The sequence below is a fragment of the Pseudomonas sp. SH10-3B genome (assembly GCF_019891415.1).
In the GTDB taxonomy this organism is placed as follows: domain Bacteria; phylum Pseudomonadota; class Gammaproteobacteria; order Pseudomonadales; family Pseudomonadaceae; genus Aquipseudomonas.
This window is the reverse complement of sequence record NZ_JAFLXD010000009.1, coordinates 52,707-69,946: the sequence shown is the minus strand read 5'-3', so window position 1 is coordinate 69,946 and position 17,240 is coordinate 52,707. Positions and strand designations below refer to the sequence as shown.

At 63.1% G+C, this 17,240-nt stretch carries 16 protein-coding genes; 9 read left to right on the top strand and 7 right to left on the bottom strand.

Annotated elements, in window-relative coordinates; translation table 11 throughout:
* Nucleotides 1-2 precede the first annotated feature (2 nt).
* Nucleotides 3-1,757, bottom strand: coding sequence for a bifunctional alpha/beta hydrolase/class I SAM-dependent methyltransferase (locus J1G35_RS09530; protein WP_223014779.1), 1,755 nt, complete (start codon nt 1,755-1,757; stop codon nt 3-5).
* Nucleotides 1,758-1,767: 10 nt separating this feature from the next.
* Nucleotides 1,768-2,391, bottom strand: a complete 624-nt coding sequence (locus J1G35_RS09525; protein WP_053127483.1) for a CDP-alcohol phosphatidyltransferase family protein — start codon at nt 2,389-2,391, stop codon at nt 1,768-1,770.
* 319 nt (nt 2,392-2,710) lie between these two features.
* On the opposite strand from J1G35_RS09525, the gene J1G35_RS09520 reads away from it, so the two are divergent.
* The 8 genes from J1G35_RS09520 to cfaB all read left to right on the top strand — a co-directional run bounded on the left by J1G35_RS09520 (nt 2,711) and on the right by cfaB (nt 11,858).
* Entirely contained in the window at nt 2,711-4,615 is a 1,905-nt protein-coding gene (locus J1G35_RS09520) for a protease modulator HflK (protein ID WP_223014778.1), read from the top strand.
* 9 nt (nt 4,616-4,624) lie between these two features.
* Nucleotides 4,625-5,614: a protease modulator HflC gene (locus J1G35_RS09515; RefSeq protein WP_223014824.1), complete on the top strand. Its 990-nt coding sequence runs from the start codon at nt 4,625-4,627 to the stop codon at nt 5,612-5,614.
* The gene (locus J1G35_RS09510) at nt 5,611-6,645 is read left to right on the top strand and encodes a protease modulator HflK (RefSeq protein ID WP_223014777.1); all 1,035 of its coding nucleotides are present in this window, start codon (nt 5,611-5,613) and stop codon (nt 6,643-6,645) included. The genes J1G35_RS09515 and J1G35_RS09510 overlap by 4 nt, the downstream gene beginning before the upstream one ends.
* Nucleotides 6,642-8,528 (top strand): cation-translocating P-type ATPase, encoded by a 1,887-nt coding sequence (locus J1G35_RS09505; protein ID WP_223014776.1) that lies wholly within the window; start codon nt 6,642-6,644, stop codon nt 8,526-8,528. Before J1G35_RS09510 ends, J1G35_RS09505 begins: the two co-directional genes overlap by 4 nt.
* Nucleotides 8,529-8,644: 116 nt before the next feature.
* The gene (locus J1G35_RS09500) at nt 8,645-8,896 is read left to right on the top strand and encodes a hypothetical protein (RefSeq protein ID WP_053127493.1); all 252 of its coding nucleotides are present in this window, start codon (nt 8,645-8,647) and stop codon (nt 8,894-8,896) included.
* Nucleotides 8,897-8,962: 66 nt separating this feature from the next.
* Entirely contained in the window at nt 8,963-9,808 is an 846-nt protein-coding gene (locus tag J1G35_RS09495; protein ID WP_223014775.1) for a DUF692 domain-containing protein, read from the top strand.
* On the top strand, nt 9,799-10,587 hold the full coding sequence (locus J1G35_RS09490) for a DNA-binding domain-containing protein (protein ID WP_223014774.1): 789 nt from the start codon (nt 9,799-9,801) through the stop codon (nt 10,585-10,587). Before J1G35_RS09495 ends, J1G35_RS09490 begins: the two co-directional genes overlap by 10 nt.
* Nucleotides 10,588-10,673: 86 nt before the next feature.
* Complete coding sequence (cfaB, locus tag J1G35_RS09485) at nt 10,674-11,858, top strand: C17 cyclopropane fatty acid synthase CfaB (RefSeq protein ID WP_223014773.1); 1,185 nt, start codon at nt 10,674-10,676, stop codon at nt 11,856-11,858.
* Nucleotides 11,859-11,936: 78 nt separating this feature from the next.
* Here cfaB and cls read toward each other — a convergent pair whose 3' ends face one another.
* Nucleotides 11,937-13,376 (bottom strand): cardiolipin synthase, encoded by a 1,440-nt coding sequence (gene cls, locus J1G35_RS09480; RefSeq protein WP_223014772.1) that lies wholly within the window; start codon nt 13,374-13,376, stop codon nt 11,937-11,939.
* Nucleotides 13,377-13,506: 130 nt separating this feature from the next.
* Here cls and J1G35_RS09475 point away from each other — a divergent pair, with 130 nt between their 5' ends.
* On the top strand, nt 13,507-14,028 hold the full coding sequence (locus J1G35_RS09475; RefSeq protein WP_223014771.1) for a DUF3617 domain-containing protein: 522 nt from the start codon (nt 13,507-13,509) through the stop codon (nt 14,026-14,028).
* 21 nt (nt 14,029-14,049) lie between these two features.
* On the opposite strand, the gene J1G35_RS09470 is transcribed toward J1G35_RS09475, so the two are convergent.
* Genes J1G35_RS09470 through J1G35_RS09455 form a run of 4 tightly spaced genes read right to left on the bottom strand, consistent with a single transcriptional unit; the run spans nt 14,050 to nt 17,236 of the window.
* A complete protein-coding gene (locus J1G35_RS09470) occupies nt 14,050-15,387 on the bottom strand; it encodes a dihydroorotase (RefSeq protein WP_223014770.1) in 1,338 nt (445 codons plus the stop codon).
* Nucleotides 15,388-15,390: 3 nt separating this feature from the next.
* Complete coding sequence (locus J1G35_RS09465) at nt 15,391-15,951, bottom strand: DapH/DapD/GlmU-related protein (protein WP_005792581.1); 561 nt, start codon at nt 15,949-15,951, stop codon at nt 15,391-15,393.
* On the bottom strand, nt 15,948-16,361 hold the full coding sequence (hisI, locus tag J1G35_RS09460; RefSeq protein ID WP_223014769.1) for a phosphoribosyl-AMP cyclohydrolase: 414 nt from the start codon (nt 16,359-16,361) through the stop codon (nt 15,948-15,950). The genes J1G35_RS09465 and hisI overlap by 4 nt, the downstream gene beginning before the upstream one ends.
* Nucleotides 16,358-17,236 carry a metal ABC transporter substrate-binding protein gene (locus J1G35_RS09455; protein ID WP_223014768.1) on the bottom strand — a complete coding sequence of 293 codons (879 nt, stop codon included), beginning with the start codon at nt 17,234-17,236 and terminating at the stop codon, nt 16,358-16,360. The genes hisI and J1G35_RS09455 overlap by 4 nt, the downstream gene beginning before the upstream one ends.
* Nucleotides 17,237-17,240: the final 4 nt, after the last annotated feature.

Genomic DNA, 17,240 nt, shown 5'->3' with positions numbered 1-17,240 from the left:
GGTCAGATCTTCTGGGCCAGGGACACGGTAAAGATGCCCCACTCATCCACACGCTGGGTGATCTTGCGAAAGCCCGCTGCTTCTACCAGTTGGTCCATTTCCGCCTGGCTGCGACGACGCATCACCCAGGCCTGGCCCTGGCGATGGCTGGTCAGTGCGCGGGCGATCAGTTCCAGTTGCGGGTGCCACGGTTGGCCGGTGTATACGAGGTAACCGCCGGGCTCCACGGCTTCAGCCAGGCCGGCCAACGAACCACCGACCATGGCGTTATCGGCAAACAGTTCATACAGCCCGGACACCACCGCCAGCGTCGGCTTGGGTTGCAGTGCCGCCAAATCCAAGCGGTCAAACGCATCGCCTTTGACGAACTGCGCGATGTCTCCCAGGCCTTTCTCACGAATCAGCGCGCCACCATCGCGCACGTTGATGTCGCTGTAGTCGCGCAGCAGGATTGATTCCGGCAGCGGCGACACGCCCTGCAAGGCTTCAAGAATGTAGCGCCCATGACCGGCCGCGATGTCGACGATGCGCACTTCGCGCTGTTCATCCCTCAGCTTGGCCATGGCCAGGCGCAGCAGTTCCTCGACGTTCAGCTTGCGCTGGCGAATACCGCGCCAGCCGATGGAGTTGAGGTAGTTGGTGTCGATCATGCGCCCCAGCCCGCCCTTGCCGGTGGGCGTGTTGCGGTACACGTAGTCCAGGGTGCTGCCGGAATCGAAGCCGGTGTCGAAGCCCAGCTTTACGCCGTCCGACAGGTTCTTGCCCAGGCCCATGCTGGCGCGGGTCAGGCGCCAGTACAGGTCGCGCAGGGAATTGCGTGGCAAGGGCGCTGCGAGGGATTCGGATTCGGCGCAGGTGGCGCCCAGTTTGTCGGCGTCCAGCAGGGATGCGCGGTCCAGCGGGTGGGCGAAGTTCTGCAGGATAAAACGCCTGGCGCTGCTCACGGCCACTGCGCGGTCACGTTCACCGAGGGTGTCGTGGAAAAAACCGGGGAGGATATGCAGTTCTTTTTTCAGGCTGCCAAGGCGGTCGAAAAATTGCTGCTGGGGTTTGCGGTGCACCACAAAGTCGGAGCCCGAGATCAGCAATTGGGTCGGCACCTGGATCGCCTGGGCATCGGCGACAACCCGGTCGGCGGCTTCGTACAGGCCCAGCAGCACGTTTACCGAGATGGCCTTGGTGATCAGCGGGTCGCTGTCGTAGGACGCTACGCGCTCCGGGTCATGGCTGAGGAACTTGGCCTTGACGTAGCTGTTGACGAAAAAGTTGCCGCGAAATTTGCGCATGAGCGCCAGGCCCGGCCGGGCGAAGGGCACGTAGAGCTTGACCTTGAACGCCGGGGACGCGAGCACCAGGGCGCGGATTTTCGGCGCGTAGTCATGCACCCAGGTGGCTGCGATCACCGCGCCGACACTTTGGGCGATCACGGCACACTGTTCTTCCTCGATGCCATAGGTGGCACCGATATGGTCGCGGAAGGTCTGCACATCGCGGGCACTGGTAGCGAAGCTCGGGCTGTCGCCGCGTTCGCCAGGCGATTGGCCGTGGCCACGGGCGTCCCAGGCGAAGAAATCGAACTGCGGCAGGTCCAGTTCATCCACCAGGTGCGCGATACGGCCCGAGTGCTCATGGCCACGGTGAAACAGCAGGATCGCCTTGCGCGGCTCGCCGTCCGCAGGCGCGCTGGCCGGCCAATGACGGTAGAAAAGCTCGACGCCGTCATGGGTACTGAAGGTGTGCTCTTGCTGTTCGCGCATTGCAAAATCCTTATGCAGAAGGGGAGATGTGTTGTTCTTCTTTCAGGCCCTGGCGCACCCGGTTGACCAGGGTGTAGGCGAGCAGGGCGGCGACCAGCCACATCACCGTGTCGACCCAGCCGGCGCCGAGCCAGCCGAGCGCCACACCGGTGGCCAGCACGCCGAGGACGAACGCACGGTCACTCTTGCCCATCGGCCCGTCATAGCGCCGTGAGGCGCCGACCATCGGCCCCAGCACGCCAGCGTATTCACTGAACACCGCCAGCAGCGCCACCAGCAGCACCGGCACCAGGCTCACGCCGGGGATCAGCGCGAAGGGCAGGATCAGCGCACTGTCGGCAATCACGTCGCACAGTTCATTGAGGTAGGCGCCCAAACGCGACTGCTGGCCGAATTCCCGGGCGAGCATGCCGTCGATGGCGTTGAGGGCCATGCGCAGGATCATCCACAGCGGGATCAGCGCAAACAGCCACAGGTGTTGGGCGAAGCTGGCGATCAACAGGCCGACCAGCAGGGAAATGACCCCGGCCAGCACGGTGATCTGGTTGGCCGTGGTGCCATTGTCGTAGAGGCGCTGCACGAGTGGGCGCAGCAGGTTCTGAAACCGCGGTTTGAGCTGATAGATAGAAATCATGGGGGGGTGACGCTTCCTTGTCCGAGAGCCCGCGAAAAACTGCTTGGAGTGTGCCGATTATTCATGGCGTGCACCAGTGATGGCTCGTGTTTATGGGGGTTTAGTCACGATCTGGAAAGCACTGAGGGACAAATGTGGGAGGGGGCTTGCTCCCGATAGCGGTCTGTCAGTCGATGCAGGTGCTGGCTGATCAACCGCCATCGGGAGCAAGCCCCTCCCACAGGAGATTTGTGTGCAGCTTAAAAACGCTGTTTAACGAACAAAAATTTCACGCCGCGTGTTATATCGTAACGAATTGTGTACAGGCGGACGTGTTGGCATGCAAGTGGATCTAGAGGCGGACGGCGCTTCGGTTGAAGGCCTGCCGCGTTTTCAGCAGGGGCTGTTCCATGCCCGCCGATTGCGGCAAGCCGGTATCAGCCTGACGGTGCTGGCCGTTGTCGGTTGGGTGCTGGCGTTGTTTGTCGCGCTGTTTGCACCTGTGTCGATCTGGCCGGTGGTGTTGATCAACTGTGCATCGGCCCTGCTGGTGCTGGTGGCGGGGCTGCAGTCGGCGTGGTGGGTGGCCGATTGGCGTGCCCAGGCGCTGGAAGAGCCCGCGGTTGAGTTACCGGTTGAAGAAACGGGCCTTTACACCCGCCTTCTGGGGCACTTTGGCCGGCAGATCGGTGCGCCAGTGTTGTGGCTGGGCGGCTGGTCGCTGCTGGCGCTGGTCAGCATCCTCGAATTCTGGAACCTGGCCCTGCCCTCGGCGCCTGTGGGCCAAGCGGCCAGCGTGGGGGCGGCATTGGCGTTGGCGCTGGCGTTTGGCTTGCTGGTGTTCGAACGGCGCCTGGCTCAGGAAACCACGGCCCAATGGCCGGAAGCCGCGCAACTGGCGCAATTGAGCCGGGTCGGGATTACCTGCCTGGTGGTCAGTGCCATTTGCCTGCTGTTTGCCGGGGCTGAGTCGGTCTGGCCGTTACGACTGGCGGTGCTGGTCGGGCTGTTGCCGGCGCTGGTGGCGCTGGAGTTTCTATTAAGAGGCGTGCTGTCGCTGTTCAGCCCGCGCCAGCCGCGCCTTGAACCACGCCTGATGGCGCAAAGCTTCATCGCCGGGTTGCTGCGCTGGCCGCCACAACCGCTGCTGGCGTTGCAGCACGAATTACACAACCGCTTCGGCATCGACCTGCGCCAGATCTGGGCGTTTACCTACATGCGCCGGGCGTTTTTGCCGGTGTTGCTGGTGGTGCTGGCGGTCGGCTGGGCGCTGACTGGCGTGCATGAAGTGCCCCTGCAAGGCCGTGGGATTTATGAACGCTTTGGCAAACCCGTCGAGGTGTTCGGCCCTGGCCTGCATGCCGGGTTGCCGTGGCCCTTGGGTCGTGTGTTAAGCATCGAGAACGGCGTGGTGCATGAGTTGGCCACCAGCGTCAGCGAGACCGCCGCACCGGAGTTGGCGCCTGCCGAAGGCCCGGCACCGCTGATTGCCAATCGGCTGTGGGACGCCAGCCATGTGAATGACAAATCCCAGGTGATCGCCAGCAGCAGCGGCGATAAACAGAGCTTCCAGATCGTCAACATGGATGTGCGCTTCGTTTACCGCATTGGCCTCACCGACCAGGCCGCACTCGCCGCCACCTATAACAGTGCGGATGTGCCGACCCTGATCCGCAGCACCGCCAGCCGCATCCTGGTGCACGATTTTGCTTCGCGTACCCTCGACGAATTGCTCGGCGAACAACGCACCCGCCTGGCCGACGAAATCGGCCGCGCCGTGCAGGCGGATTTGCAGAAACTCGACAGCGGTGTGGAAATCCTCGCCACCGTCGTGGAAGCCATCCACCCACCAGCCGGCGCCGCCAATGCCTACCACGGCGTGCAAGCCGCGCAGATCGGCGCCCAGGCCCTGATCTCCCGCGAGCGCGGCGCCGCCAGCGAACACACCAACCAGGCCTTGCTGCAAGCCAGCACCGCCCGCGACCAGGCCTTGGCCACCGCGCGTGAAGTGAATGCCGGCGCCCAAGCGGCCGACCTGCGCTTTACCGCCGAACAAAAGGCCTACGCCACGGCCGGTCGGGCCTTTGTGCTGGAACAGTACCTGGGCCAACTCAGCCTGGGCCTGGCCCACGCCAAGCTGCTTATTCTGGATCACCGCCTGGGCGCCGAAGGTGCACCGACGATTGATCTGCGTTCTTTTACTTTGCCGGCCGACCCTTCGCTGCCGCGTAAAGCCGTTCAATAAGGAGTCTGTCTGTTGAGCGCTCATTCTCACGATCATGGTCACCACCACGGCCACCATCACCATCATCACGGTGATGAACAGGTGGCGGGGCCTTTCCCTTGGCGGCGTATGGCCTGGGCGTTGTTGCTGGTGCTGTTTGCGGTGGCGGCGGCGAGCCTGGTGCAGGTGCGCTCCGGCGAGGCCACGGTGATTACCCGCTTCGGCAACCCATCGCGGGTGTTGCTGGAACCGGGCCTGGGCTGGCGCTGGCCGGCGCCGTTCGAAGCGGCGATCCCGGTGGACTTGCGCCTGCGCACCACCTCCAGCGGCCTGCAGGATGTGGGCACGCGCGACGGCCTGCGGATTATCGTGCAGGCCTATGTGGCGTGGCAGGTGCAGGGCGATGCCGACAATGTGCAGCGCTTTATGCGCGCCGTGCAGAACCAGCCGGATGAGGCGGCGCGGCAGATTCGCACCTTCGTCGGCTCGGCACTGGAAACCACGGCGGCCAGTTTTGACCTGTCGAGCTTGATCAACACCGACGCCAGCCAGGTGCGCATCGCCGATTTCGAGGCGCAGTTGCGCCAGCAGATTGATCAACAATTGCTCACCACCTATGGCGTACGTGTGGCGCAGGTGGGGATCGAGCGCCTGACGTTGCCGTCGGTCACGCTGACCGCCACCGTCGACCGCATGCGTGCCGAGCGTGAAACCATCGCCACCGAACGCACGGCCGTGGGCAAGCGCGAGGCCGCGCAGATTCGCTCCGCGGCGGAGCGTGACGCGCGGATCGTGCAGGCCGATGCGACGGTGAAAGCCGCCGACATCGAAGCCCAGTCACGGGTCGAAGCCGCGCAGATTTATGGACGTGCCTACGCCGGCAATCCGCAGCTGTATAACCTGCTGCGCTCCCTGGATACCCTGGGCACGGTCGTGACCCCTGGCACTAAAATCATCCTGCGCACCGACGCTGCGCCCTTTCGCGCGTTGGTGGACGGGCCCAAGGACGTTCAGCCATGACCGAGCGTGACAGCCCGGACAGCCCCTGGATCCAGGCCGGGCGCCTGACGTTCCTGGCGTTGTACGCGGTGACCGTGTTGGCCGCGTTGGCATGGGCGTTTTCCAACGTGCGGCAGATCGACCCGCAGAACCGCGCCGTGGTGCTGCACTTCGGCGCCCTCGACCGCATCCAGAATGCCGGGCTGCTGCTGGCCTGGCCGCAGCCGTTCGAGCAGGTGGTGTTATTGCCGGCGGCCGACCGGGTAATCGAGCGTCGGGTGGAGAACCTGTTGCGTTCCGATGCGGCGGTGCAGGCTGATCGCGTGGCCAGTTTCGCCACGCCCTTGAGCGATGCCCTGGCTGGCTCCGGCTATTTGCTGACCGGCGATGCCGGTGTGGTGCAACTGGATGTCCGGGTGTTCTACAAGGTCACCGAGCCCTACGCCTTTGTGTTGCAGGGCGCGCATGTGCTGCCCGCCCTGGATCGCCTGGTGACCCGCAGCGCCGTGGCCCTGACGGCGGCGCGTGATCTGGACACGATCCTGGTGGCGCGCCCCGAATTGATCGGCACCGACAATGGCGCCGCCGAGCGTCGCGAGCGGCTGCGGGGTGACTTGGTGCAAGGCATCAACAAGCGCCTGGCCGAGTTGGCCGCCACCGGCCTGGGGCTGGGCATCGAGGTGACGCGGGTCGATGTGCAATCGAGCCTGCCGGGCCCGGCGGTGAACGCATTCAACGCCGTACTCACCGCCAGTCAACAAGCCGACAAAGCCGTGGCAAACGCCCGGACCGAAGCGGAGAAACTCACCCAGACCGCCAACCAGCAGGCCGACCGCCTGGTGCAAGTTGCCCACGCCCAGGCCAGTGAACGCCTGGCCAATGCCCAGGCGCAAACCGCCACGGTCGCCAGCCTGGCCCAGGTCAAAGACCCGGGCTTGCTGTTGCGCCTGTACCGCGAGCGTATGCCGACGATTCTCGGCCAGGCCGGTTCGGTGACCACGGTCGATCCTAAAGACGACTCCCGCTTGATCATCCAGGGAGCCGAACAATGAGCGCACCTATGCTGACCTCCGCCGAACAGCGCAGCGCTGCCCGGCAATTGACCCTGGCCATGCTCGCCCTGGGCTTGCTGATGCTGGGGCTGGTATGGCGCTGGCTGGCGCCGGACCAGACCGGCGTCAGTCAGTTGTTGCTCGGTGTGGCGTCGTTGCTGGTGGCGGTGCCGGTGATGCGCTCGGCCTGGTACAGCCTGCGTTTTCCCAGCCTGCATGGCATTACCGACCAACTGATCGCCCTGGCGATGCTCGGCGCCTGGGCAACCGGCGATCTGCTGACCGCCGCGCTGCTGCCGATCATCATGATCTTCGGCCACGTCTTGGAAGAGCGCAGCGTGATCGGCTCCCAGGAGGCGATTCATGCCCTGGGTAAACTGACCCGCAGCCATGCGCGGCGGGTGCAGGCCGACGGCAGCATCATCGAAGTGGATAACGGCACGCTGAGCACCGGCGATATCGTCGAGGTGCGTGCCGGTGATCGCGTGCCCGCCGATGGCGTGGTTCTGTCGGGCCAGGCGAGCCTGGACACGGCGCCGATCACCGGCGAGTCAGTGCCGTTGGAAGCCAGTGTGGGGGTGCAGGTGTTTGGCGGGGCGATCAACCTCGATGGCCTGTTGCGCCTGCAAGTGACGCGCACCGGCAATGAGTCGACCCTGGGCAAAGTCATCGCGCTGATGCAGAACGCCGAACGTTCCAAGCCGCCAATCACGCGGCTGCTGGAGCGTTACGCGGGCAGCTATATGGTGCTGGTGTTGCTGCTGGCGGCAGTGACCTGGTTTGTGACCAATGACGCCCAGGCGATGCTCGCGGTGCTGGTGGCGGCGTGCCCGTGCGCCCTGGTGCTGTCGGCACCGGCGACGGCGATTGCCGGGATCGCCGTGGCGGCCCGGCATGGGATCCTGATTCGCAGCTCGGCGTTCCTCGAAGAGTTGGCGGACCTGACCTCGCTGGTGGTCGACAAGACCGGCACCCTGACTTTTGGCACCCTGCGTTTGCAGTCCATCGAAACCTCGTCGACCGACCTCCAGGCGCTGCTCAACCTTGCGGCCAGCCTCGGTTCGGCCAGCAGCCACCCAGTCAGCCGTGCGTTGGCGGGGTTGGCGACTCAGGCACAAATGCTGGCGCTCACGGATATCCGCGAGCGCCAGGGCCTGGGCGTCGTGGCACACACCGAGCAGGGCGAAGCGGCGTTGGGCCGTCCCGAGTTGTTCGAGCAATTGGGTATTGTCACGACGACGGTGCCGAACCATGACGGCCCGATTGCCGGGCTGGCCCTGAACGGGCAGTTTCTGGCCTGGCTGCTGCTGGCCGACAGCGTCAAGCCGGAAGCCCGCCAAGCCCTGCAAGAGTTGCGGGATTTGGGCCTGGGTCGCCAACTGCTGCTGACCGGCGACCGTCAAAGCGTGGCCGACAGCCTGGCGCTGGAGGTGGGCATCAGCGATGTCGAAGCCCAGGCGTTGCCGGAAGACAAGCTCAACCGCGTGCTGGGGGAAATCGGCAGCGGCTTCCGGCCCATGGTGGTCGGTGATGGGATCAACGATTCCCTGGCGCTCAAGGCTGGCGTGGTTGGCGTGGCCATGGGGGCGGGCGGGGCGGACATTGCCCTGGCCTCGGCGGATGTGGTGTTGATCGGCAGCGACCTGCGGCGCCTGGGCACTTGTGTGCGCTTGAGTCGCCAGTGCCGGCGTACGTTGCAGGTCAATGTGGTCATCGGCCTGGGCTGGACGTTGGCCATCGTGGTGTTTGCCGCCTTTGGCTGGCTGGGCGCTGCGGGGGCGATGATTGCGGCGGTGCTGCATAACCTCAGCACCTTGCTGGTACTGGGCAATGCCGGGCGTTTACTGCGGTTTCAGGAGCCGCTGTCGAAGCTTGAGGATTAATTTCAGAAATATTTGCACACGACTGTAACGCCGATAAGGGGCCTCACTCTAGTGCTGTGTCGAGACTGAGCACTCCGTTCAGACCGACGCCACTACCGATCATGAGGAATACGAGAATGAACATTAAATCCGCTGCTGCTGGTGCTGCCCTGGCGATGGCCGCCGCCACTATGTTTGCTGGTGTTGCGACCCAGGTACAAGCCGCAGATGCGCAAGTGCATTGCTACGGCGTGACGTCCTGCAAAGGCATGAACGACTGCAAAACCGCTGAAAACGCCTGCAAAGGCCAGGCGGTCTGCAAGGGCCACGGCTTCAAGGCCATGACCAAGGCCGCCTGTGACGCGGCGGGCGGCAAAGTCGGCGAATAACCGGCAAACGAGTGCAACCGCAGCGGCAGCCCCCGTCGCTGCGGACACTTTCCCCAGGAGTGAGTCATGTCCGCGTCCCTTCCAAGTCTGGGTTATGGCCTGGGTTTACGCAGTGAGTACTACCAGCAGATCCTCGAACAATCGCCAGCCGTGGATTGGTTCGAAGTGATCTCCGAGAACTATCTGGTGCAGGGCGGCAAAGCCTTGTACTACCTGGACGCGATAGCCGAGCGTTACCCCTTGGTGATGCATGGTGTGTCCCTGTCCATCGGCGGCCCCCACCCCGTCGATATGGACTACCTGAAACACATCAAGCAGCTCGCCGAGCGCATCCAGCCCGCGTGGATTTCCGATCACCTGTGCTGGAGCCGTGGCAGTGCGCACCAGTTGCATGACCTGCTGCCCCTGCCTTACACCGAAGAAAGCCTCTGCTATGTGGCTGCTCGCGTTCGCCAAGTGCAGGATGTATTGCAGCGCCCGTTGGTGCTGGAAAATGTCTCCAGCTATGTGCGTTCCAAGGCGGATGAATTCACCGAATGGGAATTCCTCAATGCCCTTGCCCACTTGTCGGGGTGCCAGCTGCTGCTGGACGTTAACAACGTGTATGTCAGTGCACGCAACCATGGCTTCGATGCCTGGACCTTCATCCGCAACCTGCCGCCCGACAGCATCCGCCAGCTGCATCTGGCCGGGCATATGGATTATGGCGACTACGTAGTCGATACCCACGACCACCCAGTGTGCGACCCGGTGTGGGCGTTGTATCAACAGACCCTGGAGCATTTGGGGCCGGTCTCGACGCTGTTGGAGCGCGATGACCATTTCCCGCCGTTCGAAGAACTGCTCACCGAGCTGGAAAAGGCCCGGGAGTTGGGCGCCGCAGCCTTGGCCAGGAGGTCGTTATGCGCCTGACCGACTGGCAATTGGCCTTTGAGCAGCACTTGTCAGCGCAGACGCCGGATGCCAACAGTGGCTTTGCCGCGACTTTATTGGGCGGGCCGACGCTGGATGTAGACACCGGCCTGGCGATCTACCACAACGCTTATCTGGCACGGCTGCAGGAGGTGTTGCGGCATGACTTCAGCGCCATCCTGTATTGGCTGGGAGATGAGGAGTTTGCGCGGCTGACGCAAGCTTACGTGCGTCGTTATCCCTCGGCCCACTACAGCCTGCGCTGGCTGGGTGAGCGGTTTGCGGGGTTTATCCACGAGCATCTGGTGGCCGAGCAAAGTGCGCCGTTGGTTGAACTGGCCCAGTTGGAGTGGGCCTTCACCCTGGCGTTCGATGCACCCCAGGGTGAGCCGCTGACCCTCAACGATATGGCGGGCCTGCCGCCCGAGGATTGGCCCGGTTTGCAGGTCTGTCTGACACCGTCCGTCCAGCAGCGACTCTGCCACTTCAACAGCGTGGCCATCTGGCGTGCCAGCAAGGATGGCGCGGATTTCCCCGACAGCCACACCTTGGACCTCGCACAGATCTGCCTGGTATGGCGCGATCAGAATGTGTGCCGTTACCGCAGCCTGGAACCCGCAGAAGCCTTTGCATTGGCAGGCATGGTGACGACCGGTTGGACCTTCGCAGAACTGTGTGCGCAACTGGCAGTCACTTATGGAGAGGGTGCACCGCTGCAAGCGGTTACGTGGCTGAAACAGTGGATCCAGGACGGTTTGCTCCAACGCCGAGCCCCATAGAAAAGCGCTATCAAATCGATAGCCTCCTACTTTTCTTGGGATGGTCTACCCTCATTCCAGACGTCTGAAACAAGGGGGGACTACTCATGCTCGCGCAACTTCCACCGGCCTTACAGAATCTTCAGCTGCCGCTGCGTCTTCGACTCTGGGATGGCCATGAATTCAACTTGGGCCCCGAGCCCAGTGTGACTATCGTGGTGAAGGACCCCACGGTCGTGCCCCAACTGACCCATCCCACACTCGACTCGTTGGGTGAAGCCTTCGTCGAGGGCAAACTGGAGCTGGAAGGCTCCATCAGCGAAGTGATCCGGGTCTGTGATGAGTTGAGTCATGCCCTGGTCGAGGACGACGGCGCGAGTCTGCCGGTGCGTTCGATCCACGACAAGGCCACCGACGCCGCGGCTATTTCCTACCATTACGACCTGTCCAACGAGTTCTACCAGCTGTGGTTGGACCAGGACATGGCGTACTCCTGCGGGTATTTCGAAACCGGCAGCGAATCCATCGATCAGGCCCAGCAAGACAAATTCCGCCACCTGTGCCGCAAGTTGCGCTTGCAGCCAGGCGAGTACCTGCTCGACGTAGGCTGCGGCTGGGGCGGGCTGGCACGTTTCGCGGCGCGTGAGTTCGGGGTGAAAGTGTTTGGTATCACCCTGAGCAAGGAACAGCTGGCGTTGGCCAAGGAGCGGGTAAAAGCCGAGGGTCTGGAAGACCAGATCGACCTGCAACTGCTCGACTACCGCGACCTGCCCCAGGATGGTCGTTTCGACAAAGTGGTGAGCGTGGGCATGTTTGAACACGTCGGCCACGCCAACCTGGCGCAATACTGCAAGACCCTGTTTGGTGCCGTGCGCGAAGGCGGCCTGGTGATGAACCACGGCATTACCGCCAAGCACACCGACGGCCGGCCTGTGGGCCGTGGCGCTGGGGAGTTTATCGAGCGTTATGTTTTCCCCAACGGCGAACTGCCGCACCTGGCGATGATGACCGCCGAGATCAGCGAAGTCGGGCTGGAAGTGGTCGACGTCGAAAGCCTGCGCCTGCATTACGCCCGCACCCTGGACCATTGGAGCGAGCGCCTGGAAGACAATCTGGAAGCGGCGGCGAAGATGGTGCCGGCGCAGGCGTTGCGCATCTGGCGCTTGTACCTGGCGGGGTGTGCTTATGCGTTTGCCCGGGGCTGGATCAACCTGCACCAGATCCTCGCGGTGAAGCCTCACGCGGATGGCAGCCATGAACTGCCGTGGACGCGGGAAGACATCTATCGCTGAGCTGATGTTCCAGAAAGGTGGAGATCCAGCTGTGGGAGGGAGCAAGCTCCCTCCCACATTTTTTTACCGCATTGGCCGTTAGAGAATCGGTGAGATCAAGCGCGCCACCCGCATGCCCAGTTGTTGCAGGCGGCGGGTCTCGCGGCTTTCTTCCTGGCTGACCTCGTGGGCCAGGGCGAAGTCGTCCAGCAGCATCTGTTCCACCTGTTTGGCGAAGGCTTCGTCGACCGTCAGCAACATCACTTCGAAATTCAGCCGGAACGAGCGGTTGTCCATGTTGGCGCTGCCGATGGCGCTGATCTCGCTGTCCACCAACACCACCTTCTGATGCAGAAAGCCTGGCGTGTAGCGGAACACCCGGACACCGGCGCGCACCGCTTCGATCGCATACAGGCTGGACGCGGCATACACGATGCGGTGGTCGGGTCGCGATGGCAGCAGCAGGCGCACATCCACCCCGCGCAGGACCGCCAGGCGCAGGGCGGCGAAGACCGCTTCGTCGGGGATGAAATACGGGCTGGTGATCCATACGCGCTCGGTTGCCGCATGGATGGCCTCGACGAAAAACAGCGAACAGGTTTCATATGGATCGGCCGGGCCGCTGGCGAGCAATTGGCAGAGCACGCCGTCTTCGGGGTAGGCGTCCGGCAGGATCAGCGGCGGCAACTCGCGCGCGGCCCAGAACCAGTCCTCGGCAAACGACTCCTGCAGGCAGGCCACTACCGGGCCGGTAACTTGCACATGGGTATCGCGCCACGGCGCCAGCGGCGGTTTTTTGCCCAGGTATTCATCGCCCACGTTGTGCCCACCGACGAACCCGGTGATACCGTCCACCACCACGATCTTGCGATGGTTGCGGAAGTTGACCTGGAAACGATTGAGCCAACCGCTGCGGGTGGCGAATGCCTTGACCTGCACCCCGGCGTCGCGCAGCGATTGCACGTAGCGATGGGGCAGGGCATGGCTGCCGATGCGGTCGTACAGTACGTAGATGCCCACGCCTTGAGCGGCTTTTTCCTTCAACAGGCTCTGCAATTGGCGGCCGAGTTCATCGTCGTGAATGATGAAGAACTGAAACAGCACGGCGGTTTTTGCGTTGCGAATGGCCTCGAAGATCGCACTGAAGGTTGCCTCGCCATTGATCAGCAGGTGCACTTCATTGTTCGCCAGGCACGGCATGCGCCCCAGTTTGGGCATGGCGCGCAACGAAGCGTAGGCGCTGGAGTTGCGCGCGGCGAGAGCCTCCTCGACCCAGGGGCGCCAGTTCAGCTCGGTGATGGCGGTGTGCATTTCCTGATTGGCCTGGCGACGGGCCTGGATGTACGCGTCGAAGGTGCTGCGGCCAAAAATCAGGTAGGGAATCAGCGTGAGATAGGGCATGAACATCAGTGACAGGGCCCAGGCGATCGAGCCTTGGGCGGTCCTGACGGTCAGCACCGCGTGGATCGCGGCGAGCGTCCCCAGAAAATGCAGCGTGGCGATGAAGTAGGCGAGCAGGTGCGGGCCAAAGAAATCCATGGACGACGGTACTCCAGGCAATCCAATGCCTAACAGACCATGAACGGCTGCGAATGTCGCTATTTTATTTGCCGTGCAACACTGGCACTTTTGCGGCGTCTAACGCCCACAATTGCCCAGGAGTTACCCGATGAATGCTCGTCTGCTTGGTTTGGCCATGGTTGTTGGTTTGTCGTTGCCGGTGGCAGCGCAGGCGCAGATGCTGGCGCCGGGCTTGTGGGAGTTGACCACCAGCAACATGAAAGTCGATAACCAGGACCTGCCGGACCTGTCGCTGATCCTCGGTCAGCTCAAGCAACAGATGACCCCCGAACAGCGCGCCATGCTGGAAAAGCAAGGCATCACCATGGCCGGCAAAGGCGTGCAGGTGTGCCTCACCCCGGCACAAGTCGCCTCTGATTCAATCCCCCTGACGGACCCGCAATCGGGCTGCAAACAGGAAGTGACCGACAAGACCGGTAACCAGTGGAAATTCCGTTTCAGTTGCCCGAAAGCCCAGGGCACCGGCGTCGCTACCTTCCAGAGCCAGAAAGAATTCATCACCACCGTCAACGGCACCTTCAATGCCACCGGCGTTCAGCAGAAGGGCAGCCTGGACACCCACGCCCAATGGCTGGGCAACGATTGCGGTACGGTCAAGCCTCGCGCTTAACCTGTGGGAGCGAGCTCGCGCCTACCTTAGGAAATGCAGGGGCAAACCCTGGCAGCTGTCGACCACCTGGCCGTTGTGCCAGGCCAGGTGGCCGGAGACCAGGGTGGTGCTCACGCTGTGGCGAAAGCTACGTTCGGCGAACGGCGTCCAGCCGCAGCGGGCAAGAATCGGTTCATCCCTGACCGGCTTTCCTTCGGGCTCAGGTTTGATCAACACCAGGTCGGCCCAATACCCTTCGCGTAGATAACCCCGGTCGGGGATGGCAAACAGGTCGGCGACCCGGTGGCTGGTCTTGGCCACCAGGGTGGTCAGCGGCACCAGCCCATCGGCCACCAACTCCAACAGCGCCGGCAGCGCGTGTTGCACCAGGGGCAAACCCGCGGGCGCCTCACGATACTCCAACTGTTTTTGCGCCCAGGTATGCGGTGCATGGTCAGTGCCAATCACATCCAGACGATCACTCAGCAAGGCCAGGCGCAGGGCGTCGCGGTCAGCGCGGGTCTTGATCGCCGGGTTGCATTTGATCTGGTGGCCAAGGCGGTGATAGTCGTGGTCATCGAACAGCAGGTGATGCACGCAGACTTCAGCGGTAATGCGTTTTTGCGCCAGGGGTTTGTCTTCGAACAATTCCAACTCGCGGGCGCTGGTCAGGTGCAGTACATGCAAGCGCGTGCCATGACGCTTGGCCAATTCCACCGCGAATGAGGATGAGCGATAGCAGGCTTCGGCATCGCGGATCAGCGGGTGGGCGACGGCGGGGATCTTGTCACCGAAGCGTTCACGCATGCGCTGCTGGTTGGCTTGGATGCTCGGCGTGTGTTCGCAGTGGGCGAGGAGGATGGTCGGCACCTCGGCAAATAGCCGTTCCAGGATCCGTGGATCGTCCACCAGCATATTGCCGGTAGAGGCGCCCATGAACACTTTGACCCCGGCCACTTCGCGCGGGTCGAGGGCGGCGACGGTGTCGAGGTTGTCGTTGCTGACCCCGAAGTGAAAGCCGTAGTTGGTCACCGAGTGCAGGGCCGCGCGGCGCTTTTTATCGGCCAGGGCTTCCAGGTTCAGTGTGGCGGGCTGGGTGTTGGGCATGTCCATCACACTGGTAATGCCGCCGGCCACGGCTGCACGGGACTCGCTGTAGAAGCTGCCCTTGTCCGGCGCGCCCGGGTCGCGAAAATGCACCTGATCGTCAATCATGCCCGGCAGCAGCCACTGGCCTTGGGCGTCGATGGCCACGGGCGCGGCGTTCCCGCCGATGCTGCTGGCGATCTTCTCGATACGGCCATTGGCGACCAACACGTCGGCATCGAATTCCTGGCCCTCGTTCACCAGGCGGGCGTTGCGGATCAGCAGGCGGCTCATGGCTCAGAACTCGTTTTGCAGGGCTTTGTAACCGCGCACCAGATCAACGTTGGTACGTGCCACGTCTTCGGAAAACTCCGAGGCGCTGACACTCACCGGCGGGAATTGCGACAAGTCGGTATTCGGCCCGATGCGGGTGGTGGAGGGCACGTAGAAGGCGGCGGGCAAATCACGGCCGTCGACCACCGAGTTATGGCGCACCACGCACCCATCGCCGACGGCGCAGTTGAACAGCACGCTGTTGAAACCGATAAATACGCGGTCGCCGACGGTGCAGGGGCCGTGGACGATGGAGCGATGCGCGATGGATGTAAATTCGCCTATCGTCACCGCCGCGCCAGACTTGGAGTGGATGACCACGCCGTCCTGGATATTGGAGTTGGCGCCGATGGTGATCGGGTCCATGGCGCCGCTGGCGTCGACTTCGTCGGCGCGGATCACGGCGTAGGGGCCGACAAACACGTTCTCGCCGATGATGACCTTGCCGCAGATGATCGCGGTCTTGTCGACGTAGGCCGATTCGGCAATCACCGGCAGATCGCCGGAAGGGTTCTTGCGGATCATGTAACTGGCTCCGTAATGACATGAACGTAGGCGCCGTCGATGGCGTTGTAGAAGCAGGTGGGGCGGCCGGTGTGGCAGGCCGGGCCTTGTTGGTCGACGATCAGCAGTACCGCGTCGCCGTCACAATCCAGGCGTGCTTCCACCAACTGTTGCCAGTGGCCGGAGCTTTCGCCTTTGCGCCACAGCTGTCGGCGCGAGCGCGACCAGTAGCAGACCTGCCCGGTAGCCAGTGTTTCGTTGAGGGCCTGGCGGTTCATCCAGGCCAGCATCAACACTTCGCCGCTGCCATGTTGCTGGGCGATGGCGGCGATCAGGCCGTCGCTGTTCCACGGCAGGGCGTCGAGCACAGCGGCGAGTGGAAAGCGGCTGCCGACGGCGGCCCCTTCCAGTTCGAGCATGCTCAGGGTCACGGCTTGCTCAACGCTGCGCACAGCGTGTTGAGGTTGTACTCGAACAGCCCGGTGAAGGTGCTCGCCGGGCCTTCTGCAGCCAGGGCGTCGGAGTACAGCGTGCCGCCGATCTGCGCGCCGCTTTCATCGGCGATCTGCTTGAGCAGGCGCGAGTCCTTGATGTTTTCCATGAACACGGCCTTGACCTTGTCTTTGCGGATCTGGGTGATCAGCGCGGCGACTTCGGCGGCCGACGGTTCACGTTCGGTGGACAGGCCTTGCGGCGCCAGGAACTGGATGCCATAGGCCTGGCCCAGGTAGCCGAAGGCGTCATGGGAGGTAACGATGCGACGGTTACCCGGCGGCAGCGCGTCGAATTTGGTCTTGGCTTCGGCCAGCAGGCGATAGATTTCCTTCAGGTAGGCCTGGCTGTTGCGCAGGTAGTCGGCTTTGTTGGCCGGGTCGGCGGCTACCAGCGCCTTGGTGATGTTGTTCACATAAATTTCGGCGTTGGCCAGATTGTGCCAGGCGTGCGGGTCGGGGATGGTTTCGCCGTCTTCCTCCATGGTGTGGGAAATCACGCCTTTGCTGGCGGTGACCACGGTGGCCTTGGTTTCGGTGCTGGTGACCAGGCGGTCCAGCCACGGCTCGAAGCCCAGGCCGTTCTTGATGATCAGCTTGGCCTTGAGCAGCGCCTTGGCGTCGTCCGGGGTGGGTTCGTAGGTATGGGCATCGGCGTCGGGGCCGACCATGTTGCTGATCTGGATGTGATCACCACCGATCTGGTGGGTGATGTCATCGAGAATACTGAAGCTGGTAACCACTTGGAGTTTGTCGGCGGCCTGGGCCATCGACAGTGGCAGCAGCAGGCTGAACAGCACGAGTAGAGCGCGCATCGGG